Origin of the sequence: Providencia heimbachae ATCC 35613, from assembly GCF_001655055.1 — a bacterium.
Classification (GTDB): Bacteria; Pseudomonadota; Gammaproteobacteria; order Enterobacterales; family Enterobacteriaceae; genus Providencia; species Providencia heimbachae.
In genome coordinates this window covers 1-24737 of sequence record NZ_LXEW01000039.1, presented here as the reverse complement: position 1 = coordinate 24737, position 24737 = coordinate 1, and the positions used below count along the sequence as shown (strand labels likewise).

At 40.6% G+C, this 24737-nt stretch carries 19 protein-coding genes; 8 read left to right on the top strand and 11 right to left on the bottom strand.

The genetic code is table 11. From position 1 onward, the window contains the following. Positions 1–4 precede the first annotated feature (4 nt). The 6 genes from nrdR to queA all read right to left on the bottom strand — a co-directional run bounded on the left by nrdR (position 5) and on the right by queA (position 6187). On the bottom strand, positions 5–454 hold the full coding sequence (gene nrdR / locus M998_RS14035) for a transcriptional regulator NrdR (RefSeq protein WP_068439276.1): 450 nt from the start codon (positions 452–454) through the stop codon (positions 5–7). A 153-nt stretch (positions 455–607) separates the two neighbouring features. Continuing rightward, a complete protein-coding gene (gene secF / locus M998_RS14030) occupies positions 608–1576 on the bottom strand; it encodes a protein translocase subunit SecF (protein ID WP_068439274.1) in 969 nt (322 codons plus the stop codon). Positions 1577–1587: 11 nt separating this feature from the next. Then, positions 1588–3435, bottom strand: coding sequence for a protein translocase subunit SecD (gene secD / locus M998_RS14025; protein ID WP_074379441.1), 1848 nt, complete (start codon positions 3433–3435; stop codon positions 1588–1590). 26 nt (positions 3436–3461) lie between these two features. Further along, positions 3462–3794 (bottom strand): preprotein translocase subunit YajC, encoded by a 333-nt coding sequence (gene yajC, locus M998_RS14020; protein ID WP_068439270.1) that lies wholly within the window; start codon positions 3792–3794, stop codon positions 3462–3464. Positions 3795–3889: 95 nt separating this feature from the next. After that, positions 3890–5017 carry a tRNA guanosine(34) transglycosylase Tgt gene (gene tgt / locus M998_RS14015; RefSeq protein ID WP_068439269.1) on the bottom strand — a complete coding sequence of 376 codons (1128 nt, stop codon included), beginning with the start codon at positions 5015–5017 and terminating at the stop codon, positions 3890–3892. A 93-nt stretch (positions 5018–5110) separates the two neighbouring features. Next, complete coding sequence (gene queA, locus M998_RS14010; protein WP_068439267.1) at positions 5111–6187, bottom strand: tRNA preQ1(34) S-adenosylmethionine ribosyltransferase-isomerase QueA; 1077 nt, start codon at positions 6185–6187, stop codon at positions 5111–5113. Positions 6188–6368: 181 nt separating this feature from the next. On the opposite strand from queA, the gene M998_RS14005 reads away from it, so the two are divergent. The 4 genes from M998_RS14005 to ggt all read left to right on the top strand — a co-directional run bounded on the left by M998_RS14005 (position 6369) and on the right by ggt (position 10677). Continuing rightward, on the top strand, positions 6369–6980 hold the full coding sequence (locus tag M998_RS14005; RefSeq protein ID WP_068909425.1) for an acyl carrier protein phosphodiesterase: 612 nt from the start codon (positions 6369–6371) through the stop codon (positions 6978–6980). 179 nt (positions 6981–7159) lie between these two features. Beyond that, positions 7160–7762, top strand: coding sequence for a peroxiredoxin C (locus M998_RS14000; RefSeq protein WP_068439261.1), 603 nt, complete (start codon positions 7160–7162; stop codon positions 7760–7762). A gap of 309 nt (positions 7763–8071) precedes the next feature. After that, a complete protein-coding gene (locus M998_RS13995) occupies positions 8072–8692 on the top strand; it encodes an SEN1982 family lipoprotein (protein ID WP_068439259.1) in 621 nt (206 codons plus the stop codon). A gap of 218 nt (positions 8693–8910) precedes the next feature. Beyond that, on the top strand, positions 8911–10677 hold the full coding sequence (gene ggt, locus M998_RS13990) for a gamma-glutamyltransferase (protein WP_068909424.1): 1767 nt from the start codon (positions 8911–8913) through the stop codon (positions 10675–10677). 86 nt (positions 10678–10763) lie between these two features. On the opposite strand, the gene brnQ is transcribed toward ggt, so the two are convergent. From brnQ to phoB, 3 genes are all read right to left on the bottom strand, one after another. After that, positions 10764–12089 carry a branched-chain amino acid transport system II carrier protein gene (gene brnQ, locus M998_RS13985; protein WP_068909422.1) on the bottom strand — a complete coding sequence of 442 codons (1326 nt, stop codon included), beginning with the start codon at positions 12087–12089 and terminating at the stop codon, positions 10764–10766. A gap of 492 nt (positions 12090–12581) precedes the next feature. Further along, entirely contained in the window at positions 12582–13883 is a 1302-nt protein-coding gene (gene phoR / locus M998_RS13980; RefSeq protein WP_068909420.1) for a phosphate regulon sensor histidine kinase PhoR, read from the bottom strand. 23 nt (positions 13884–13906) lie between these two features. Next, a complete protein-coding gene (gene phoB, locus M998_RS13975; RefSeq protein WP_068439252.1) occupies positions 13907–14596 on the bottom strand; it encodes a phosphate regulon transcriptional regulator PhoB in 690 nt (229 codons plus the stop codon). A 291-nt stretch (positions 14597–14887) separates the two neighbouring features. Here phoB and sbcD point away from each other — a divergent pair, with 291 nt between their 5' ends. After that, on the top strand, positions 14888–16108 hold the full coding sequence (gene sbcD, locus M998_RS13970; RefSeq protein WP_068909418.1) for an exonuclease subunit SbcD: 1221 nt from the start codon (positions 14888–14890) through the stop codon (positions 16106–16108). Beyond that, a complete protein-coding gene (locus M998_RS13965; protein WP_068909417.1) occupies positions 16105–19788 on the top strand; it encodes an AAA family ATPase in 3684 nt (1227 codons plus the stop codon). The genes sbcD and M998_RS13965 overlap by 4 nt, the downstream gene beginning before the upstream one ends. A gap of 49 nt (positions 19789–19837) precedes the next feature. Here M998_RS13965 and M998_RS13960 read toward each other — a convergent pair whose 3' ends face one another. Next, positions 19838–21121, bottom strand: coding sequence for a cystathionine gamma-synthase family protein (locus tag M998_RS13960; RefSeq protein WP_068909415.1), 1284 nt, complete (start codon positions 21119–21121; stop codon positions 19838–19840). Between the two features lie 41 nt (positions 21122–21162). Further along, positions 21163–22197: an isopenicillin N synthase family dioxygenase gene (locus M998_RS13955; RefSeq protein ID WP_068909414.1), complete on the bottom strand. Its 1035-nt coding sequence runs from the start codon at positions 22195–22197 to the stop codon at positions 21163–21165. Between the two features lie 240 nt (positions 22198–22437). Here M998_RS13955 and M998_RS13950 point away from each other — a divergent pair, with 240 nt between their 5' ends. Both M998_RS13950 and M998_RS13945 read left to right on the top strand, forming a co-directional pair. Further along, positions 22438–23298 carry a MetQ/NlpA family ABC transporter substrate-binding protein gene (locus tag M998_RS13950; RefSeq protein WP_068909412.1) on the top strand — a complete coding sequence of 287 codons (861 nt, stop codon included), beginning with the start codon at positions 22438–22440 and terminating at the stop codon, positions 23296–23298. Between the two features lie 311 nt (positions 23299–23609). Continuing rightward, positions 23610–24209 carry a nitroreductase family protein gene (locus M998_RS13945; RefSeq protein WP_068909410.1) on the top strand — a complete coding sequence of 200 codons (600 nt, stop codon included), beginning with the start codon at positions 23610–23612 and terminating at the stop codon, positions 24207–24209. Positions 24210–24737: the final 528 nt, after the last annotated feature.

The following is a 24737-nucleotide window of genomic DNA, read 5'->3' as shown; positions in this document are numbered from 1 at the left end:
GGTTTTAATCCTGTAATTTGGCAATTTCTTCGCCAAATTCCCGTACATCTTCAAAACTTCGATAAACAGAGGCAAAACGGATATAGGCAACTTTGTCTAATTTTTTGAGCTCATCCATCACCAAGCTACCAATTAATTTTGAAGGAACTTCACGTTCTCCGGTTGCTCGAAGCTGGGATTTGATGGAAATAATGGCCTGTTCGATATCATCAGCGCTAACGGGGCGTTTTTCTAATGCTTTTTGCATGCCGCGATTGAGTTTTTCTTCATCAAAAGGCTCGCGAATTTCATCGCTTTTTATTACCCGAGGCATGACAAGTTCGGCCACTTCAAAAGTGGTAAAACGTTCGTGACAAAGTAGACACTGGCGGCGTCTGCGCACTTGAGAGCCTTCACCAACCAGACGCGAGTCAATCACTTTCGTATCTACAGCTGAGCAAAATGGGCAATGCATGGCGTTTCCTGATCCTATTTACGGGGGTACAGTTTACCCTACTATGATGCAAAAAACACCTTGCAAGGTTGAGCTCACAAGGTGCTTGTATGTCATATTTCGAGTGGTAAGGCTTACTTACCCTACCAACCAAATATTTAAGACAAATTTTAACTAAGGCAGTAATGACTCTTGGTCAGCACCTTCTTTCTCGACTTTCGTTTGAATCAAGTGTTCACGCTTCATGCCCATCTTCAATGCTAATGCCGAAGCAACATAGATAGATGAGATAGTACCGATAGTCACACCGATTAACATAACCAGTGAGAAGCCTTCCAGCATGGTGCCGCCGAACAGATACAGCATCAAAACAACCAATAAGGTGGTTGCCGAAGTCATGATAGTACGACTCAATGTTTGTGTTAAAGAGACGTTCATAATTTCGTATGGTGTACCACGACGAATTTTGCGGAAGTTTTCACGAATACGGTCAGATACGACGATACTGTCATTAAGTGAATAACCAATAACTGACATCAGGGATGCCACAATAGTCATGTCTATCTCTATATGGAATAGAGACAAAATACCCAACGTAATGACAACGTCATGAGCAAGCGCTAATACAGCACCTGCCGCCAAACGCCACTCAAAGCGGAACCCAACGTAAATCAAGATACAGATAAGCGCAGTTAACAGTGCCAATGCCCCTGTTTGAGCCAATTCAGCACCCACACTTGGCCCGACAAATTCAATACGCTTAACCGTTGCTTTATCATCAACATCCGTATTGATGATAGTGATAATCTCTTTACCAACTTCTTGACCCGCACTGCCTTCAATTGGCGGTAAACGGATCATAATGTCACGGCTACTACCAAAGTTTTGGATTAACGGGTCTTTATGATTCGTATTCGAAAGGCTATCTCGAATTTTATCCAAATTAGCTGGCTGACTTAAGTTGATTTCAATTACTGTACCACCGGTAAAATCGAGACCCCAGTTAAAGCCTTTAACACCAATAATGGCGATAGACGCTATCAGTAATATGATCGAAATACCAAAAGCAACGTTGTCCCAGCGCATAAAGTCATAGACTTTACGGCCGTAGTTTAATTGTTCAACAGTATAATCCTGTGCCACAACGGTGCTCCTTAAATTGACAGCTTGTTAATACGTTTACCGCCGTATAACAGGTTCACAATTGCACGTGTTCCTATAATAGCTGTAAACATAGAGGTTGCGACACCTATAGCTGTCGTAATTGCAAAGCCTTTAATCGACCCAGTACCCACTGCATAAAGAATAATGGCAGTTATCAGTGTCGTTAAGTTTGCATCAATAATACTTGAGAAGGCGCCTTTATAACCCTCACTAATCGCTTGCTGAACCGATCGCCCGTTCCGCAGCTCCTCTTTAATACGTTCATTAATAAGAACGTTGGCATCGACCGCAACCGCAAGGGTTAGAACGATACCTGCAATACCAGGCATAGTAAGAGTTGCACCAGGTAACAGTGACATTACACCCACAATTAACACCAAGTTTGCCATTAAGGCGCTACTCGCAATCAGACCAAATTTACGATAGTAAATAATCATAAATAAGATTGAGGCTAATAAACCGGCAATACACGCTTTCAGACCTTGTTCGATATTTTGCATACCGAGTGTTGGGCCGATTGTACGCTCTTCAACAATTTGGATTGGTGCAATCAACGCACCGGCACGTAATAGTAATGAAAGCTGACGTGCTTCATTGCCATTATTGATGCCAGTAATACGGAACTTGCTACCAAAACGCGCTGAAATACGCGCTGCGTTGATGACTTTCTCATCTTTAACCAAGATAGAGCGGCCTGTTGCATCTTTTTTGCCACTGTCTTTATATTCGACAAATAGCGTTGCCATCAGCTTATCTTGGTTATCACGGGTAAAGTCAGACATGATAGAACCACCCGCACTATCAAGACCAATACTTACCTGTGGCGCACCATTTTCATCTGTTTCAGACGTGGAGTCAGTAATGTGGTCCCCAGTTAAGATAACGCGTTTATACAGGACATAAGGTGCCCCTTCACGGTCATATTTAACCTCTGAATCTCCCGGAATACGGCCACTTTCTGCCGCAGAGCTGTCTACACCGGTATTCACTAAACGGAATTCCAACGTAGCCGTCGCACCTAAGATTTCTTTTGCACGAGCAGTATCTTGGATACCCGGTAATTCAACCACAATTCGGTCTGCACCTTGGCGTTGAACTAAAGGTTCAGCAACACCTAATTGGTTTACACGATTACGAATAATAGTAATATTCTGAGATACCGCATAGTTGCGAGCTTCACGTAAGCGCTCGTCGGTCATCACAGCAATCATGGTGTTATTGCTGCCATTACTAAACACTAAGTCTGGATATTTACGAGCTAGTGTTGTCTCAGCGGAGCTGCGATCATCGGCGTTACGAAAGCGAACTTCGACGCTATAATCACTGCTTTTACGAATAGAAGAGTACGCAATCCCTGCTTGGCGCAAGTCATTACGTAAACCATCCATGTTTTGTTCCTGCAATTTACCTAATGCAGTGTCCATATCCACTTCCATCAGGAAGTGAACCCCACCACGAAGGTCAAGACCAAGCTTCATTGGCTCTCCGCCAACAGCTTCTAACCATTTAGGTGTAGCGGGTGCAAGGTTTAATGCAACAACATACTGGTCACCCAGCGCGTTCATAATAACTTCGCGAGCAAGCAACTGAGTATCAGCGTTGTTGAATCGGGCTAATATAGCCCCATTTTCCAGAGAAATTGATTTGCTCTGAATTTTATCGGTTTCTAACGTTTTTTGGACTTGGATCAGCGTTTGTTCATTGGCGGCGGTTCCCCGCACGCCAGTGATCTGAACAGCCGGATCCTCACCATATAGGTTTGGAAGCGCGTAAAGCAGACCGATGAGGATCGCAACGATCAACATCAGATACTTCCACAAAGGATAACGGTTTAGCACGGCAGTTCCCTTCGGGAAAATCAGAATTAAATTGCTTTCATGGTGCCTTTAGGTAAAACGGCAGCAACGAAATCACGTTTGATAGTTACTTCAGTATTTTCGCTCAGCTCAAGCACAACATAGCCTGTCTCAGATACTTTAGTCACACGTCCGATTAAACCGCCAGTCGTCAAAACTTCATCACCTTTAGCGATTGATGACATCAGATTACGGTGCTCTTTCGCACGTTTTTGTTGTGGACGTAAAATCATGAAGTAAAAAATCAGTGCGAAAACGACCAACATGATAACCATAGTGTATGGACTACCTTGTGCTGGTGCGCCTGCAGATGCCGCTGCTTCAGAAATAAAAAAACTCATTCAACTTCCCTCATTGTTATTGAAAGCAATTTTAAATAATCAAGTACAACCCGATCCGATATGCTACACATATCGGACTCACTTCGCACTCAAATTCATTCCCTATTTAACGAAGGCTGGGGTTTCCCAATCTTCTGATAGAAATCTGTTGCGAACTCTTCAAAGTTTCCATCTTCAATCGCTTGACGGATACCGGCCATTAAACGTTGATAATAGCGTAAATTATGAATGGTATTGAGCCTAGCACCAAGAATTTCATTACATTTATCTAAATGATGTAAATAAGCGAGGCTATAATGACGGCAAGTATAACAATCACAATCGGCATCAAGGGTTGATGTATCCGATTTATACTTGGCATTACGAATTTTCACTATGCCATTAGTCACAAATAAATGCCCATTACGTGCATTTCGTGTTGGCATGACGCAGTCAAACATATCAATACCACGGCGTACGCCTTCAACTAAATCTTCCGGCTTACCAACACCCATTAAATAGCGTGGTTTGTCCGCAGGAATTTGCGGACAAACATGCTCTAAAATACGGTGCATATCTTCTTTTGGTTCGCCTACGGCAAGGCCGCCTACAGCGTACCCATCAAAGCCGATTTCCACCAGCCCCTTAACTGAAATATCACGTAAATCTTCGTAAACACTGCCCTGAATGATGCCAAACAACGCATTTTTGTTGTTTAATTCATCAAAACGTTGGCGACTTCTTACCGCCCAACGCAATGACATTTCCATTGATGTCTTGGCATAATCCCAGTCAGCGGGGTATGGCGTACATTCATCAAAAATCATCACGATATCAGAACCGAGATCGTTCTGAATTTCCATCGATTTTTCAGGACTTAAGAAAACTTTTTCACCGTTAATTGGATTACGAAAATGAACGCCTTCTTCTTTAATTTTACGCATTGCGCCAAGACTAAAAACTTGGAACCCACCTGAATCGGTTAGAATTGGACCTTGCCATTGCATAAAATCATGAAGATCCCCATGCAACTTAATAACATCTTGTCCTGGGCGTAGCCATAGGTGGAAAGTATTGCCTAATAGAATTTGAGCACCGGTTTCTTTCACTTCTTCTGGCGTCATTCCTTTTACCGTGCCATAAGTTCCAACTGGCATAAATGCAGGGGTTTCCACGACACCGCGCTCAAAAACTAAACGACCACGACGAGCATTACCATCGGTAGTCTGTAATTCATATTTCACGTTTATTCTCCTAGCATCAGAAAAACAGTCTAGTGCTATTTATATTATTGATTCGATAACAAGCCAGCAGCGATGCCACCGCTTATTACCTCTTTACGCTTTTTCCCCAATAGACTCAAAACGCGCCTTGGAGTTTGGTGTGATGAACATTGCATCACCGTAACTAAAGAAACGATATTGTTGTTCTACCGCTTCTTTATAAGCATTCATGGTATTTTGATATCCAGCAAATGCAGAAACCAACATAATCAATGTCGATTCTGGTAAGTGAAAATTAGTGATTAACGTATCAACCACTTGATATTCATATCCCGGATAAATAAAAATTTGGGTATCATCAAAAAATGGCGCAATTAGTGCACTTCTTGAGGCTTTTGCCGCACTTTCTAATGAACGCACCGAGGTTGTTCCTACCGCTATCACGCGATTTCCTCGTGCTTTGCAAGCCAAAACGGCATCAACCACATCTTGAGGCACTTCGGCATATTCAGAGTGCATGATGTGGTCTTCAATGGTATCGACACGAACGGGTTGGAAAGTACCGGCTCCAACATGTAGGGTGACAAAAGCCATTTCCACACCTTTTTGGCGCAGTGCTTCTAATAAAGGCTCATCAAAGTGTAGCCCTGCCGTTGGTGCAGCTACTGCGCCCGGACGCTGGCTATACACGGTTTGATACAGTTCTTTATCAGATTCTTCATCGGGTCTATCAATGTAAGGTGGGAGTGGCATATGACCAATTTGATTCAAAATGCTCAGCACATCGCGTTCGTCATCAAAACGTAATTCGAATAATGCGCCATGACGTGCAATCATGGTTGCCTTCACGCTTTCATCTTCACCTAACAGCAACTCAGCGCCTTCTTTTGGTGACTTGGATGCTCTTACATGGGCAAGAACTCGGTGTTCATCAAGCATACGCTCAATCAACACTTCTATCTTGCCACCACTGACTTTGCGGCCAAAGAGTCTTGCAGGAATAACGCGAGTGTTGTTAAACACCAGCAAATCCCCTTCCTCTAATTTATCTAGAATATCCGTAAAAATGCCATGCGTGAGTTTTCCTGTCTCACCATCAAGGCTCAACAACCTGCACGAGCTGCGCTGTGCTTGAGGATAGTGGGCAATTAATTCTTCGGGTAATTCAAAAGTAAAATCAGAAACACGCATTGTCTTCACATCAATCTAAAAAAACAGGCGACTAGTCTAGTGCCGCACCGCTTTCGGCGCAAGAAATAAGCGCATTTTCGTCTAAAAAACCATCAATATTTAACAAATATTTCAATAACACTAAAACAACCCACCTTTTCCCACCCTATAATTTAAAAGACATCGGGTATATGATGAAGAGATGAACTTCTTAGCTCACCTCCATTTGGCTCATATCGCGAACAGTTCCCTACTAGGCAACATCATGGCCGACTATGTTCGCGGCAACCCGACAGGCCACTATTCGCCTGAAATCGTCGCAGGCATTTTTATGCACCGCGCGGTGGATAGAACCACTGACTCACATCCTCTCGTCAAGCAAGCTCGTTACCTATTTCGTCCTGACTACCGCCGAGTTGCGCCCATTACATTGGACTTAATTTGGGATCATTTTTTATCTCTACATTGGTCAAAAATCGAACCTAGCTACTCTTTGCCTGAATTTGTGCATTTTTCTCGCCATATTATTGAACCCAATCTTAGCCATACCCCTGAAAAATTTCAGGAATTAAATGAATATCTTTGGCCGCAACAGTGGCTAACTCGTTATGCCGAAAAAGCCTATATTGGGAAATCGTTAAATGGCATGGCACGAAGGCGCCCTAAACTCAGTGCCCTGAGCGGCTCTTTTGATGATTTTTTACTGCAATACACTGAACTTGAAAAAATTTTCTTTCAGTTTTATCCTCTGATGGTCGATAAAGCGCGGGAACAATTTTTTGTTCGAGACTTCACAATACATGCAGCTGAATAAATTAAAGCTTGCACTTTAGTGGAATAAAACTATTTTATTGATATTAACTTATTAAATCAGTACAATTGATAGATAAAACCTATCACAATGATTGGTTTTAATGTCTTTATTCTCAAGAAAGAATCCCTTATTCTTTTATGGTTAATATCCTAAATAATTTAAACTCATAGGAGTAAATTATGGTTCTGGTAACTCGTCAAGCCCCTGACTTTACTGCTGCTGCTGTTCTTGGTAATGGTGAAATTGTTGACAACTTCAACCTGAAAAACCACCTGAACGGCCGTCCAGCTGTGATCTTCTTCTGGCCAATGGACTTCACTTTTGTGTGCCCATCAGAATTGATCGCTTTTGACCACCGTTATGAAGAGTTCAAAAAACGCGGCGTAGAAATCGTCGGTGTTTCTTTTGACTCTGAATTTGTGCATAACGCATGGCGTAAAACTCCGGTTGATAACGGTGGTATCGGTGAAGTTAAATACCCGATGGTTGCTGATATCAAACGTGAAATCATGAAAGCTTACGGCATCGAACACCCAGAAGCAGGTGTTGCTCTGCGTGGTTCTTTCCTCGTTGACAAAAACGGTGTTGTTCGTCACCAAGTGGTTAACGACCTGCCATTAGGTCGTAACATTGATGAAATGCTGCGTATGGTTGATGCGCTGCAATTCCACGAAGAGCACGGTGATGTTTGTCCTGCTCAGTGGGAAAAAGGTAAAGAAGGTATGAGCGCATCACCTAAAGGCGTTGCAGATTACCTGACTAAAAATGCAACTGGTCTATAATTTAGACTAATTATGTTTTTTGAAAGCGGGTACTTTTACCCGCTTTTTCTTCGATAAACACGCCCATTTTACAATCCATTCTCTTTATTCATTTCTAGCTACTGACAAATCCCTGTCAGACAATTCCCAAATCAACCTTAAAATGTCTTCTATTGCACCACGAATTTGATCGCTCTCTATCAACGAGTCCTTATCTATAATATGGTTACACTTAGCGACATCTAGTTACAATTTAGTCATTTTTTGATAACTAAATTCAACCCCCCATTCTTTAACATTAAGTAAAAAAATAAGATTAGGTATAGGAACATGAAACTGAAACTCGTTGCATCAATGACTATTATCACCGCATTACTGGCAGGATGTGATAACAACCAAACTGCATCAGAAAGTAATTTCAAAAAATCCATTCAAGATTATCTCGACACTAAGAAAGCGATTTGTATTGGGGTAGGTCAAATGCCTGCTGGTTTTATCTCAAAATTTAGCGCACGAAATATTGAGCAACTCGATACCTTAGTCGATGCCGGATTACTCAACAAAGAGGAAAAGCCCGTCACCGTAAAAGATATGTGGAGTGGTGAACAGACTGGTGATGGCGTTGAATACACATTAACCGGTGAAGGTCAAAAATTCTATGATGAAAAACAGTCTCAATTCTCAGGAAAAGGCAGTTTCTGTACAGGTAAGTATATCGTTACCGAAGTGACCAATTTCACTGACCCCGCAGAACGAGGTGGCCAGAAAATTTCTATCGCCAATTTTACACAAAAAATTGAAGATGTGGCACCATGGGCAAAAAATGAGAAAGTGATTGCCGCTTTTCCACAAATCAAATCCGCACAAACACAAGCTGAACGTGCACAGCAAAGTCCATTAATATTAACCAATAATGGTTGGGTGCATCTTTCTTTATTTAATAAAAAATAAATGCCTTAAAAGGGCTCTATTTGAGCCCTTTTGCTGATAACAATATTTAAAATTTTTTGTTAATACCCTACCGAGTTAACATTTCTTAACTCAAATAATCAACGCTTATCACCATTCTATGCTATACATTAAACGTACAAATAATTAACCAATTATTTACACAAATATATTGTACAACACGCAAATCCATATCTATTCACCTTCATCAGGAGATCCGAATGATAAAAAAATCATGGCATCCTTCGATTTTATTACTCTCTTTTCTTGTTTCCACTCAATTATATGCCGCTTCTGAGCCCGCAGTCGAAGCCACCAAAGGTATGGTCGTCTCTTCTCAGCATTTAGCCTCTCAAATTGGTGCGGATATCCTCAAATCTGGCGGAAATGCTATCGATGCTGCCGTTGCTGTGGGTTATGCACAAGCTGTTGTTAACCCTTGCTGCGGTAATATTGGCGGTGGCGGCTTCATGACTATCCATCTTGCTGATGGCAAAGATCTATTTATCAACTTTAGAGAGACAGCTCCTGCCGCCTCTAACGCTGATATGTATTTGGATAAAGACGGTAAGTTAATCAAAGATGCGAGTTTATATGGTTACCTTGCTTCTGGCGTACCCGGAACCGTTAAAGGCTTAGATTATGCGCTAGAAAAATACGGCACAATGAGCCGCCAACAAGTGATGGAACCTGCTATCAAGCTCGCTAGAGAAGGTTTTATTTTAACGCGTGCTGATACTGATGTGCTCGAGACAACCACCGAACGATTCAAACAAGACCCTGAAGTCGCCCGTATTTTCTTGAAGCCAAATGGAAGTGCTTACCAACCGGGGGACATGCTAGTACAATCAGATTTAGCCAACACGCTTGAAAAAATCGCCAAAAATGGTCCATCCGCTTTCTATGAAGGCGAAATTCCAAAAATCGTTGAAGAAGCCTCTAAAAAGAATGGGGGGATTCTCACCGCAAAAGATTTTGCTAATTATACGATTACCGATACCACTCCAGTGAGCTGTACTTACCGAGGCTATAAATTTATCTCCGCACCACCACCGAGCTCCGGCGGAGTGACAATTTGTCAGACCCTCAACGTCCTCGAAGGTTACGATCTTAAAGAGATGGGCTTTAATTCCGCTGATTATGTTCACACTGTAACCGAAGCAATGCGCCATGCTTATATGGATCGCAATACGTTCCTCGGTGACCCCGAATTTGTCGATAACCCAACTGAAAAATTATTGAGCAAGGCATACGCTGAAGAGCTGCGTAAAGAAATTAAACCAAACCAAGCGACTGCATCCACACAAGTACAGCCGGGTATAGGGCCGCATGAAAAACCAGAAACGACCCACTATTCTGTTGTCGATGAAAAAGGCAATGCCGTTTCAACCACTTATACAATCAATGGACGCTTTGGTTCGGTCGTCATCCCACCGGGAACTGGCTTTTTCTTAAATGATGAAATGGATGATTTCACTACCAAAGTCGGTGAAAAAAATCTATATGGTTTAGTTCAAGGAGAAAGAAACTCTATCGCCCCCGGTAAGCGCCCACTATCGTCGATGAGCCCAACAATTGTCACTAAAGACGATAAAGTTTTCTTAGTCCTCGGCTCTCCGGGCGGATCTCGCATTATCTCCATCACCTTACAGACTGCCCTTAATATTATTGATCATGGTATGCCGCCACAAGAAGCGGTTAATGCACCACGAATTCATCATCAATGGCTTCCTGACGAGGTTTATTATGAAGAACGTGGATTATCAAAAGATACCCTCGCGTTATTAGATAAGATGGGTTACAAAATGGTTGAGCAAACGCCATGGGGCGCAGCTGAGCTAATTATGGTCGGTATTCCAGATGGTGCAGGTGTTAGTGCTAAATCATCAGGCAATGACTCTGCGGTTTCAGGTAAAGTTCGCGAAGGCTTTGTGTATGGCGCCAACGATGTTCGCCGGCCTGCGGGGAGTGCTGTTGGAGTTAATTAAGAATACTGTACGCGTTATTTGATTAAAAAAACAAAGGCCGCAATTTAACGTTGCGGCCTTTATAATTTAATTAGTTATTACTGAGATTAAGCTTGCTTCTGTTGCACCGAAGTAGAAATTACTCTATCGCAAATTGCGGCAACGACCAACACGATGATAGAGGGCAACAACCACATTAAATCTTGCTTATATAATGGGATAGATGTCATCCACTCAGGAATATAAGTTTTCAAATTATCTGACGCTTTGACCGCACCAATTAAACCAACAACAAAGCTCGTTAACATTGTCGGTGCAATCACAATACTTGGATTTCTCCACCACTTCAATGTAAAACTCATTAAAATCAGAACAATACAAGGTGGATAGATGGAAACAAGTACCGGTAATGAGAACGCGATCAACTTACTTAACCCAAGGTTAGATACCACCATGGAGAACACGCCCAGTATCAACACAAGACTACGGTAAGAAATCGGTACATAACGGCTAAAAAACTCTGCACAAGCACAGGTCAAGCCGACAGCGGTCACCATACAGGCAACAAAAATCAGCACGGCAAGGAAGAAACTACCATAGTTACCAAAAGTGTACTGAACGTAGGTATGCAGGATATCCGCACCATCCGCAGGATTAGGGATCAGTGAACCACTATTTTCACCCAGCTTAAATAAAGAAAGGTACACCAGTGTTAATAGAATCCCTGCGATCAATCCAGCCCACATGGTATAGCGGGTCAGTAATGATGAATTCTCAATACCCCTTGAGCGGGCGGCATTCACGATCACAATCCCAAAGACCATAGCACCAAGAGTATCCATAGTGAGATAGCCATTGATAAAGCCGTTTGAAAACGCCATATCGCGGTATTCAATGGTTGATGGTATCGGATCGCCCGCTGGCCATAGCACCGCAGCAACACCCAAAATAGCAAGCGCGAGCATTTTAACCGGTGCAAGTATGTGCCCAACACTATCCAATAACTTTCCTGGATAAAGGGAAATACCGATAACCAACACAAAATAAACTACGCTGTAGATCAGTAATAGCAAATCAGTTTCGCCGCCAAATAATGGCGCGATCCCAACTTTGTATGAAACAGTCGCGGTTCTTGGTGTGGCAAATAACGGGCCTACTGACAAATAGGCAACCACGGCTAATAATAACCCAGCCGTTTTACCGATAGGTGTACTTAGCGCTTCTATTCCCCCACCCACTTTAGCGAGTGCAATAATGGTGAGAACTGGAAGGCCAACCCCTGTGACAAGGAACCCTAGCGCGGCAGTCCAAACTTGTTCACCGGCTTGTAAACCGACCATTGGCGGGAAAATAATATTTCCTGCACCAACGAATAACGCAAAGGTCATAAAACCTAATGCGATGATATCTCTTGATGATAAACGATGAGCCATATTATGTTAATTTTAAGTTACGAAAATAAAAAGATAAGGATATTTAACTAGCAACCCTTTGAAATATATATAGCAATATAGAATCCTGTTAAAACATATGATTAACAACATAAAATGTAAGTATCTTTAGATCTTACGAAATTAAACGTCAAGAAACAGGAAAAATCGCCAATAACTGGCGACAAGTAGAACTTTTATAGGGTAAAAAGGCAATAGCAAACCTGAAAACAAGAATAAATCACTAAACTAATTTTCAGAACCAGTGATTAGTGTCAGTAAAATTACAATATCCATTATATGATTTGTTCAAAAAAACAACAGTCAGTCATTTTAGTACTCGTCATTTTAATAAAAATGCAGGATAAGATAATTTTTTTTGATAACTATTAGGATGAAAATATCGAAGGGGCATCATGATGAGGCTATTATTAAATATCTATAGATAAAATCACCTTACTAACCATTTGATTTTAATTAGTAAGGTGTGAATTTTTAGTGCTTTTTATCTGTTACGATCAAAACAGGCGGCAGCGTAAATGAGAACTCGCTACCTTTACCTAGCTGACTAGTGACCATGAGTTGGCTACTGTGATGTTGAACTGCATGTTTAACAATAGCAAGTCCAAGACCAGTGCCTCCTCCACCTAATCGAGAGCGTGCTTTATCAACACGATAAAAACGCTCCGTTAAACGAGGAATGTGCTCAGCGGGTATACCCGGGCCATTATCGCTCACACTAAAATGGGCACCCTGATTAGTTTTTTGCCAATTAACCCGAATTTTAGTGCCTTCTGGTGTGTGATTAATAGCGTTATACACCAAGTTAGCAACGGCACTACGCAACTGCTCCTCATTACCATGAACACGCAGTGCTTCATCCACATTGAATTCAAATTGATGGCGCCCTTGGCTCAAACTAATCGCCTCTTGTTCAAGCATTTTAAGTACCATCGGGATATTAACTTGCTCATCAAGATTAATATGAGGGGCGATTTCAATTCGCGATAATTGCAGTAACTGCTTAACCAGATTATCCATTCGATGCGCTTGCTCTTGCATCACATTTAACGCTTTTTTATTAACCGGTGGTATCCCTTCTTGATCATCCATTACCTCAAGATAGCCCTGAATTACCGTCAATGGGGTGCGTAATTCATGGCTAACGTTGGCAAAAAAATCTCTACGGGCTTTTTCCAAACGACGCTTTTCGGTGACGTCTCGCGCAACCATCAAAAGCTGCCCTTCGGTATAAGGTAGAATACGAAACTCAACGATTTCACCACTATTAAGTTCAATCGTCAGCGCTTGATCATAACTTTTAACCGTGAAGTAACGGCTAAAATCAGGATAGCGTAATAAATTAAAAATATGCTGACCGTTGTCTTCAGGCCAACGAAATCCTAATAAATGTTGTGCATGGCGATTGCACCAAAAAATAGTTCCTTCCGTCGTCATCATCACAACTGCATCAGGCAGTGATTCCGCACCACTACGAAAACGCTTAATCAGTTGCCCTAGCTCACGGCGGCGCTTTCGATTCCGTTGTTGCATTTGATAAATGCCATAGAATATTGGCTCCCAGCCACCTTTACCTTCTGGGGGTAACATGCTTTTATCCAACCAAAGCCAGTAAGATAACCTTAACAGGTTATACCCATGCCAGATAAGCGCAGCCAATAATGAGATAACGAGCAACCACGCAAGATGACCAATAAATAGAGATAATATCAGCGCAGGTAAGATAAATAAAAACAGCCCCCAAACCAGCTGTTTAAATGATAAGCGTTCAAGCACGCATGTCTCTCCCTCTGTTTTTCTCAATAACGAACTGAGAAGCGGTAACCAGTACCACGTACTGTTTGTACCATTTTATCATGTCCATCCGCCTCTAGCGCCTTTCTTAAACGACGAATATGCACATCAACCGTTCTATCTTCAACATAAACATTCGCGCCCCACACATGGTTAAGCAACTGCTCACGACTATAAACACGTTCAGGGTGAGTCATAAAGAAGTGCAGTAGTTTATATTCTGTAGGCCCCATATCAATCGGGATTTCATTGCTTGTCACTCGGTGAGAAGTGGGGTCAAGCATCAAGCCATTCATCTCGATAATATCTTCCGTTGCCATTGGCGAAATTCGGCGCAAAATGGCTTTTACTCGGGCAATTAATTCTTTCGGGGAAAAAGGTTTAGTTAAATAATCGTCCGCCCCTACTTCTAGGCCTTTAACGCGATCTTCTTCTTCGCCTCTAGCAGTCAGCATCATCACAGGCACATCACGTGTTGCACTATCACGCTTCATATGTTTGATGACTTGAATGCCAGATCCTCCGGGGATCATCCAATCTAACAAGACTAAATCAGGAAGTGGGTCAACCAGCTGTGCAATAGCAGAGTCGTAATCATCCGCTTCAATAGGTTGAAAACCATTCTGTTCTAATACAAAACAAACCATTTCGCGAATGGGCGCTTCATCTTCAACAACTAGAATGCGTCTTGCCATGATTGTTCCTGTAAATAAGAGGATATATTTAATGTGAAGGCATTATGCGTCACTTTTATGACAGAATTATGAATACCAATCGTCATAATCGCGATTATTCTCTATATTAACGATAAATTGTCATCTAAGTGAAATATAAACCGACCTTTTCGCTATGTCATAAAAACATTCTTCATCTTAATTCTGCAACAATTTAGCGCGCATTATCCATTGCATCAGCATGATGAGGTATACTGATATTCAGAATATTCATACCGTTAATTGTGGCACAATCACAGGAAATGACAGCGCATGCGTATTATTCATACTTCCGACTGGCATCTTGGCCAGTATTTTTTTACGAAAAGCCGTGCAGCTGAGCACCAACACTTTTTAAATTGGCTAATTGAGCAAGTCACTCTACACCAAGTCAGTGCCGTGATTGTCGCTGGCGATATTTTTGATACCGGCTCACCACCGAGCTATGCACGTGAGCTATATAATAAATTTATTGTTGATTTGCAAAAAACCGGATGCCAATTAGTCATTTTAAGTGGCAATCATGATTCTGTTTCTGTCCTAAATGAATCCAGTTCACTACTAACTTACCTCAATACAAACGTGATCACTTCTGGGGTAGAACCCAACGTCATTACGCTAACCGACAAACAAAAACAGCCCAATGGCCTAGTTTGCGCGATCCCATTTCTACGCCCTCGTGATATTCAACTGAGTGTTGCAGGTCAGAGTATTGAAGAAAAACAGCTATCGCTACAAACTGCCATCCACAATTATTATCAAGCAAGTTACCAACTTGCCGTCGAGCAAAGAAATGCGCTTGGTTTAGATATTCCCATCATTGCTACCGGCCATTTAACCGTCATCGGTGCCGCGTTGACTGACTCTGTGCGTGATATCTATATTGGTACACTCGATGCGTTTCCATCCGGTGCATTCCCCCCAGCTGACTATATTGCGCTTGGCCATATTCATCGCCCACAAATAATTGGTGGGCAGCACCATATTCGCTACTGTGGCTCACCCATTGCCCTCAGCTTTGATGAGGCTCAACAACCCAAAAGTGTTTGTTTAGTTGAATTTAATGGCAGCGCCTTAACGGAAGTTACGCCGTTAACAATCCCGATTTCCCAACCATTACAAAGTATCAAAGGGTCATTACAAGAGATTCAACAACAGTTGGAAGTTTGCCGTGATTATCAGGGTGAAAAACCGGTTTGGCTGGATATCGAAGTCGCCTCTCAAGACTACCTTGCAGATATTCAACAACGCATCGAAACCTTGACCGAAACATTGCCCGTTGAAGTTGTTTTACTGCGCCGAGCACGCAAACAAAGACAAGGGAAACTCGATGTACTCCCGAATGAAAGCTTAAATGAACTCACCGCTGAGGAGGTATTCCTACGCCGTCTCGCAGAAGAATCACTTGACGATACTGACCGAGAACAGCGCTTGAAACAGCTGTTCAAGCAATCTTTTGACGCATTACGTTCAGAGCAAGAGGGGCAAGCATGAAAATTCTAAGTCTACGCCTGAAAAACATTAACTCCCTCAAAGGCGAATGGAAGATTGATTTCACGCAGGAACCTTTTGCTAGCCAAGGGTTATTTGCCATTACTGGGGCGACGGGTGCGGGTAAAACCACTTTACTCGATGCGATTTGCCTTGCGCTATACCACCAAACACCGCGCTTAGGGCCCATTTCAGCTAGCCAAAACGAACTGATGACTCGCCATACGGGAGAATGTTTGGCCGAAGTTGAATTTGAAGTGAAAGGTATTGCGTATCGTGCATTTTGGAGCCAGCGCCGCGCCGGAGGTAAACCTGATGGGAACCTGCAGCAACCTAAGGCTGAACTTGCTAATGTGGCTGATGGGCAGATATTGGCGGTTAAAGTCACCGAAATTCGCGATCTTATCGCCCAAATTACCGGATTAGATTTTGGCCGTTTTACCAAATCTATTTTACTTTCTCAGGGGGAGTTTGACGCCTTTTTAAATGCCAAAGAAAAAGAACGCGCAGACCTGTTGGAAGAGATCACCGGAACCGAAATCTATAGCCAAATATCAATTTATATTTATAACCAGCACAAACAAGTTAAAAACGAACTCGATTTACTCAAAGCTAGGGCGCAAAGTATTAATTTACTCACTGAATCTGAGCATCAAGCGCTATTAGAAAAACAAACAGAATTAGCTCAACAAGAAACACTGACGGATCATAAAAAAAACACCTATCAGCAAGCGATGAATTGGTACCAACAACACCATCAACTCACTGAGCGGTTACAACAATTACACCTTGAATTACAAAAATCGGAGCATGACTTTCAAGCGGCTCAGCCAAGCTTAAAAAAATTAGCCGACAGTTCCCCCGCAGAGGCTTTACGCCCTTTATGGCAAGACGTTTTACGGCAGCAGCAAGCTTTTGCGGAACAAACTGAAAAACAAAAATTCGTTCAGCAAGCACGGGAAGAGGCACAAAAAAAACTTGAGCCACTTAAAATTCAGCAGCAGAACACGCACAACGAAAATACAAAATTTTCAGTTTATATGCAGCAGCAGCATGCACTGATTGATAGTGAAGTTCGCCCTTTAGACAACCAAATCGCTAACCTGACAATGCAATCTAGCGAACTTGCCAAACAAGTGACACGCTTGCAATCTGAATATGACCAAAAGCAGCAGATCGTCAGTGAGATTGAAAATCAGATCCATCAATCTGATACACAATTACAACAGCTCAATACTTTCTTAGAAAAAAATCAAAAAGATGCTGAAATCAATGCGTTATTAGGACGTTGGAAGCAACAAGGTCACTACCTTAATGAGTTAGCAATTCAGCTTGAGGAAACGGATCAAAAGCAGCAAAAATTGACTGATGAGCAAACACAATTACAACAGCAGCAGCAGGATAAATCGGCGCAATTAGCTCTGCTACAAACTGCTTTAGCCCAAGACACCGCTACATTGGCTAAAACAGAGGCTGAATATAAAAATAATCAAGAAAAACAAAATATTGATATTCTCAATCAATCCATCTTACCGCTTCAAACAAGGCTACAATCGGCACAATTACTGCCGTTTATTTTGTCACAATTTGAAACTCTGCAGACACAATCCCTAAAACAAATAAAACAGCAACAATTGCTCGCGGATGCAATCGCAAAAAACCAAAATGATACGGCAATCATTCAAGCGAATATCGATAAATTAGAACCCCATATTCACGATGTGACCGTGCGCCTCCAGCTAGAACAAAAAATCGTTAGCTTAGAAATGGAGCGCCAACAGTTAGTTGAAGGTTCACCATGCCCATTATGCGGCTCTCATCAGCATCCTGCGGTTGAAGCGTATCAAGGCATAAAACCAACCAGTACCCAGCAAAAGCTGAAAGAATTAACAGAACAGCTAGAAAAGGATAAGCAACAGCTATCCGAACAGAAGTCTGCTTTACAAAATAACCAGCTACGCCTAGATGAAAATTTACAGCTAAAGTCCGAGCTCGCTGAGCAATCTAACAACCTGAATCAAAAATGGCATGATACCTGCCAACAAGCGCTTACCCCTGAACTTGCTAAAAATGAACAAGCTGTTGATTTACTGCTTTCTGATTTGCAATCGCAACTCGCTACCCAGCAGAAGATCATTCATGATTTCATTACATTAGAACGACATTACCAACAAACTAAAGATAAGCTACGAGAGAAAGAAACACAGTGTAAACAGCAACAATCCGCTTTAGAGCTACTGAATGAACGCCTTAAATATAACGTTCAGCAACTCAATGAAATAGAGAAAGTAAAAGCGCAACAACAGCAACGTAAAAATGAACAAACTGCACAATTACAGGCTTCACTGGCACAATTCAATTTAGTCTTACCTGAAAATGGCTTATTTGATGTCTGGTTCGATAGCATTGAGCAGCGTAGCCAGCTTTATCAAACGCAAAAAATTTCGGCTCAAAATTTAGCACAAAAAATAGCAGTGGATCATGCCACATTGAAAGCGGAAATTGTGCAAAAGAATCAGCTTGATCAACAGCTTATTGCGATAAAACAGCAGCAACGGCAAACAAATACTGAACTACTGCAAAAACAAACCCATCGTCAAACGTTGCTTGAAGGGCATCAGGTAAGCCAATTTATTGAGCGCATGCAAGTGCAACAAACCCAGCTTGCACAAGCGCTCGAATTATCGACAAAACAAATAAATGATGTTGAAAAAACGATCGCTGTGCTCAATGGTAGCCACCAAGAATTAGTTGAATCAATAGAAAAAACAAGCCAATTATTAGCAAATACCCAAGCGCAATTTAATCAAGCATTACAACTTAGCCCATTCGATTCACAGCAGGCCTTCCTTGATGCATTACTCGATCCTGAAGAAAAAACACAACTAGAGCAATTAAAACAAAAGGTAAGTGAAATTCTAATACAAAGTAAAACTCGCCATAAAGAAGGTTTACTTGCGCTCACTTCCCATGAGCAAAATCGCCTTGATGACTTTGTGAATATCGCCGAAGAACAAATTCAGCATTCTATCGCCCTATTTGATAACGAAATAAAAGAGCTTAATCAACAGCAAGGTCGAATTATCAGCCAATTAGAAACCGACAAACAACAACGCCATCAACAACGAGATTTACTGCAAGAAATTGAAAAAGGCCAGCTCAACTATGATGATTGGAGTTATCTCAGTACATTGATTGGCTCAGCGGAAGGGGATAAATTCCGCCGCTATGCACAAGGTTTAACACTAGATTGTCTGGTTTCTTTAGCTAATCAACAGCTCGATAAGCTGCATGGACGTTATCTACTTCAACGCAGCCATCAAGCTAATCTGGAGCTTCAAGTGATTGATAGTTGGCAAGCCGATAGTATTCGCGACATCAAGACATTATCGGGCGGTGAAAGCTTCTTAGTGAGTCTCGCGTTAGCTCTGGCACTTTCGGATATGGTAAGTAACCGAACGCAGTTAGAATCACTTTTCCTCGATGAAGGCTTTGGAACATTAGACGCAGAAACGTTAGATATCGCGCTCGATGCATTAGAAAGTCTAAATGCTTCTGGCAAAACGATCGGGGTGATCAGCCATGTGGAAGCAATGAAAGAGCGTATCCCAGTGCAAATTCCCGTTAAAAAAGCCAATGGCCTTGGCTTCAGCGAACTTCCTGCACAGTATCGCGTTAATTAACGCAATAAGTGGCAGAGGCTTTCATCACTCTGCCACAGCCCGTTATCGGTTAAACAGCATCTAACGCCAATTCTAATGCATATTTAAGATCGTCGACATTTTCTATACCGATAGATAAACGCACTAAATTATCGGCAATACCTATTTTTTGGCGAACCGGTTGAGCAACACCCGAATGGGTTGTCGATGCAGGATGGCTCGCCAATGATTCCGTTCCCCCCAAACTGACTGCTAATTTAAACAACGCTAAATTATCTAAAAAGCGAAATGCATCCGCCTCACTTTCGCCGACATTAATTGAAAATGTTGAACCGGCACCTGAACATTGTTTTTGATAAACCTGAAATTCCACACTCTCTTTCGGTAAAAATTCAGGGAAATGCACTTTGCTCACTTTAGGGTGTTGGTGGAGGTAATTAGCTAATATTGTGGCGTTATCATTGGCTTTTTCCATACGAAGTTGCAGTGTCTCTAATGAACGCCCCAGCATCCAACTTGAATGAGGATCAAGCTGGGTACCGATTGCATTACGCTGAGCCTTCACTTTTTTAATCAGTTCTTGGCTACCGATGACGGCTCCAGCAACTAAATCAGAATGCCCACCCACATATTTAGTCAGTGAGTACACACTTAAGTCCGCACCGAGTGAGATCGGTTTTTGGAAGATAGGCCCTAACAACGTGTTATCACAAACTAACAACGGCGCTTCTCCTCCCTGTTTTTTGCCGATTATCTTCGCAGCTTGGCTAAGTAATTGGATATCCACGATTGTATTCAGTGGATTAGATGGTGTTTCAATATAAATAGCCGCTATTTTTTGCTCATCGCCAATGCGATCAGCAATATCAATAATAGATTCTAAATCACACCCATTCTGGAATGGAACCGACGTAATTCCAAACCGTGTTAGTGTATTTAAAAATAGTGTTTCAGTTCCACCGTACAAAGGCTGTGAATGCAGAAGTACATCTCCAGGTTTTAACACCCCCATTAATGCTGTCGTAATCGCAGACATCCCTGATGAAAAAATAGCGGCACTTTGAGCGCCCTCGTACAATGCCAACCTATCTTCAACAATTTCGCTATTTGGATGATTAAAACGTGAGTAAACCAAACCTTGTTTTTGGTTATTAGGTGCTTGCGTGCGTCCACTCACTAAATTAAAAAAATCTTTCCCTTCTTGAGCCGTCTTAAATACAAAGGTTGAGGTCAGGAATACAGGTGGTTTAATTGATCCCTCGGATAACTGTGGATCGTATCCATAGCTCATCATTAATGTTTCTGGGGATAATTCTCTTCCATTTAAATCTTTTTTATCACTTTTATCTGACATCCGTGAGCTCCAACTATTTTTTATCAAGATTATTTATTCGGTTATAGAATATTACTGTTATTCATTATTTGCTCATATTCCTTTGGATAAAATTGCTGTGTGACCGATAGATGTGAACGCAGGCGACCTTTAATGACATTTTTTCCGAGATTGGTAAACATTGGATTAAGTGGATCACTGTCTGGCCCTAATGCTTGTTGAGCTAAATAAGAAGGAAGTGGCAATAACGGTACTTCATTTGCAAATACACTTGGGGTAATAAAATAAGCGATTGAATATCGTGAATCACTGTTTTTACTTCTCACAACTTGATGAATATTAGCCCGTAAATAACCATTCGTCGCTAATTCGAAAACTTCACCAATATTAACAACAAATGCATTTTCTAATGGCTCAACATCAATCCAACCATTATCTGTTTCTACCTGCAAGCCACCGCTATTATCTTGCCATAATAATGTTAATATCCCCGCATCTTTATGTGCACCAACTCCTTGTTCTCCACTATTATTATCTTCTCGTGCTGGATAATGAATTAGTTTTAATAAATGCTGTGCCGGTTCTGCGATAACTTGTTCAAAACTATTTTCAGGTAGTTCTAATGCAACAAGAAATGCTTTAATTAATTTAACGGCAATTGTTCTCATCTCTTTTTGCCATTCCAGTGCTTGAGTTTTAAGTTCTGGAAGTGCCTCAGGCCACTGATTAGGCCCTTGTAAATTAAACCAAATGGGATCTTGTTCTGTGAGTTGTAAAGCAGGTAATTCCTCGCCAATATCAATTTGCTCACGAAAGTCAGGCTGATTACGGGTACTTTCCTGTGTAGAGGCGGTATACCCACGAAAATGCTTTGAATGGCTCATCGAAATTTTCTCTTTTTCCGATTTAGGTAAAGCAAAAAATTGCTTTGTAATAGCCAATAATTGAGCTCTTGTTTCTGGCGTAATATTATGGCCAACCAAATAAAAAAAACCAATTTCTCGTGCAATAAATCGCAATTTTTTATAAAAATCAGCTCGAGTTTCTGGGTTATCTAACTCATTTAAATCAATAATAGGCAATTGCGTTACCGACATAATTAATCCTTTTAACCATATAAAATGAGTGAATGAATATTCACGTACCTAACACACGATTAAATACCACATTCTATATTCCTAAAAATAATTTAAAACTATATCGATATAACTAATATTCACATGGAAATTTATTTTATCCATATAACAAAAAAAACAAAAATCGAATTAAATATTATTTATAAAAATAAGTTTCAATCTGATTAGATGTGATAAACAAATAACAGATGAGATTTTAAAATGAAAAAAATAACGGCATTAATATTAGCTTTGTCTATTTCTACTCTTAGTGCCTGTTCACAAGAGGAAAATACAACTGAAAAAACCGCTAATCAAACATCCTCTAAACAAAAAATCATTGTAGGTAGTCATGGGAGTGATGCCGATATCTGGAAATTTATTGCAGGATCACAAAGTGCTAAAGATGCCAATTTAGATATTGATGTAAAAATCATTGATGATGGTATCACCCTTAACGTTGCAACTATTGATGGTGACGTTGATGTAAACGCGTTCCAGTCGTGGGGCTTCTTAAAAGATTTCAATAAAAACCACGATAATCAATTAGTCGCCATCACAACAACCTATTTTGAACCGATGGGTGTCTACTCCGTAAAGCACAAAAATCTGGCAGACTTACCCAATAAAGCCATCGTTGCTATCCCTAATGATGCCGCAAATCATATTCGAGCGCTTAAACTCCTAGAGAATGCAAAATTAATTGTCTTAAAGCCTGATTTTAACCAAGCTACAGGCTCAATTAATGATATTACCAATAGCCCAAAAGAATTAGTTTTTAGACAAATTAAATATGCACATGGTCCTAGAGCATTACCTGATGTTGATATCGCCGTAATTGGAAATACAGCGGCACAAGAAGGTGGATTGAATGTTTTAAAGGATGCTTTATTTAGAGAACAAAATGATGACAGTATTAAAAATAATATCAATATTTTAGTCGTTAGAGCTGATAATAAAGATGACCCTAAATTCGCCAAATTAGAGAAGCTCTATCATAGCGAATTAGTCAAAAAATATATTGATGATAATTTTGGTGGTACGAAGATTCAAATAACAAAAAACATTAGCGAATTAAATTAAAATAACTGAACTTTTGCGGGAAATACTTAAATATCCCGCAATTTTCACTCAATATTTTTATTCTTCTTTTTATCATTCTTATTCCTTTCAGTAAAAATTGTTTTACCCTCAACATAAATTTACTCATATCCATTTGATTTAAAACATAATAATAAAAATCAAATCTACACGAAAAAATTTGAATCTTATCGTTAAATTTTTTTTCTATGATTTTTGGCCTAGCTCGCTATAGTAAGAGATATCAAAAAAACTGCGGCCTCTCAGATTTATCCAAAATATGCCGTGCGCTAACTAAAAGCTAGGAGACAAACATGTCTAATGCATTTATCGAAATGATTAAAACTCGTCGTACAATTTATAACCTCGGCGATGCATTACCTGTATCTGAAGAACACGTGACTAAATTAATTAAAGAAGCAGTAAAGCATTCTCCATCTTCATTTAACTCACAGACTTCTCGTGTTGTCGTGCTTTTCGGAGCAGAACATAAAAAACTGTGGAATATGGTAAAAGAAACGCTACGTGCCATTGTTCCTGAGCAAGCTTTTGAAGGTACAGCACAAAAAATCGATAGTTTTGCTGCTGGTGCTGGTTCAATTTTATTCTTTGAAGACATTGATGTTGTCACAAACTTACAGGAGCAATTCCCTTTATATGCGGATAACTTCCCTGTTTGGTCTGAACAAGCAAGTGGTATTGCACAATTTGCCGTTTGGACAGCATTAGCACAAGAAAATGTAGGCGCATCACTACAACATTATAATCCACTCATTGATAACCAAGTTCAAAAAGAATGGAATATCCCTGCAAACTGGGTATTACGTGCTCAAATGGTATTCGGTTCAATTAATGAACCTGCGGGCGATAAAGATTTCATGAATGACGATGTACGCTTCAAAATTTTCAAATAAACTGATACTGAAAATTTTGAATTAATTAATGATCATGTGTTTTCATGACTATCTCGATGCATGAGAACACATGGTCATCGCATTTTATTCGAGTAATCGATGCCAACATCAGGGTTTATTAGAAATTGACAAGTAATATAACAACATAAATCATAATTAAATTTAACTTTATTTAAATTTTAAAATATATTTAACTTGTCATAATTAACTAAAATTAAATATTAAACACAAAAAAAACAATTCATTAAATCCTCCCCCTCTAATTTCTCAATCATTCGAATAACTTTCCAATTAAAAATATATTGTTATCTATCAATCGGTTAATTAAGAAAAAGAATAATAATTAAGTCTATCTTCAAATTTAAATTTGCATTATTAAAATTTGAACTACACTCAATATGAGAACACAAATGCACTATCAAATAGTGGACGTGTAATTACGGGGGTGGACTATGAAACGTTTATCTTTACTGACAACGGTCGCTGCAATTTTTATTTCTAGCAGTTCTCTTGGCTATGCTACAACCG

Excerpts from the sequence above, each read along its gene's own strand:
- nrdR (WP_068439276.1), bottom strand. The coding sequence starts at position 454 with ATGCATTGCCCATTTTGCTCAGCTGTAGATACGAAAGTGATTGACTCG.
- yajC (WP_068439270.1), bottom strand. The coding sequence starts at position 3,794 with ATGAGTTTTTTTATTTCTGAAGCAGCGGCATCTGCAGGCGCACCAGCA.
- queA (WP_068439267.1), bottom strand. The coding sequence starts at position 6,187 with ATGCGTGTTTCTGATTTTACTTTTGAATTACCCGAAGAATTAATTGCC.
- M998_RS14005 (WP_068909425.1), top strand. The coding sequence starts at position 6,369 with ATGAACTTCTTAGCTCACCTCCATTTGGCTCATATCGCGAACAGTTCC.
- M998_RS14000 (WP_068439261.1), top strand. The coding sequence starts at position 7,160 with ATGGTTCTGGTAACTCGTCAAGCCCCTGACTTTACTGCTGCTGCTGTT.
- M998_RS13995 (WP_068439259.1), top strand. The coding sequence starts at position 8,072 with ATGAAACTGAAACTCGTTGCATCAATGACTATTATCACCGCATTACTG.
- ggt (WP_068909424.1), top strand. The coding sequence starts at position 8,911 with ATGATAAAAAAATCATGGCATCCTTCGATTTTATTACTCTCTTTTCTT.
- brnQ (WP_068909422.1), bottom strand. The coding sequence starts at position 12,089 with ATGGCTCATCGTTTATCATCAAGAGATATCATCGCATTAGGTTTTATG.
- phoB (WP_068439252.1), bottom strand. The coding sequence starts at position 14,596 with ATGGCAAGACGCATTCTAGTTGTTGAAGATGAAGCGCCCATTCGCGAA.
- sbcD (WP_068909418.1), top strand. The coding sequence starts at position 14,888 with ATGCGTATTATTCATACTTCCGACTGGCATCTTGGCCAGTATTTTTTT.
- M998_RS13965 (WP_068909417.1), top strand. The coding sequence starts at position 16,105 with ATGAAAATTCTAAGTCTACGCCTGAAAAACATTAACTCCCTCAAAGGC.
- M998_RS13960 (WP_068909415.1), bottom strand. The coding sequence starts at position 21,121 with ATGTCAGATAAAAGTGATAAAAAAGATTTAAATGGAAGAGAATTATCC.
- M998_RS13955 (WP_068909414.1), bottom strand. The coding sequence starts at position 22,197 with ATGTCGGTAACGCAATTGCCTATTATTGATTTAAATGAGTTAGATAAC.
- M998_RS13950 (WP_068909412.1), top strand. The coding sequence starts at position 22,438 with ATGAAAAAAATAACGGCATTAATATTAGCTTTGTCTATTTCTACTCTT.
- M998_RS13945 (WP_068909410.1), top strand. The coding sequence starts at position 23,610 with ATGTCTAATGCATTTATCGAAATGATTAAAACTCGTCGTACAATTTAT.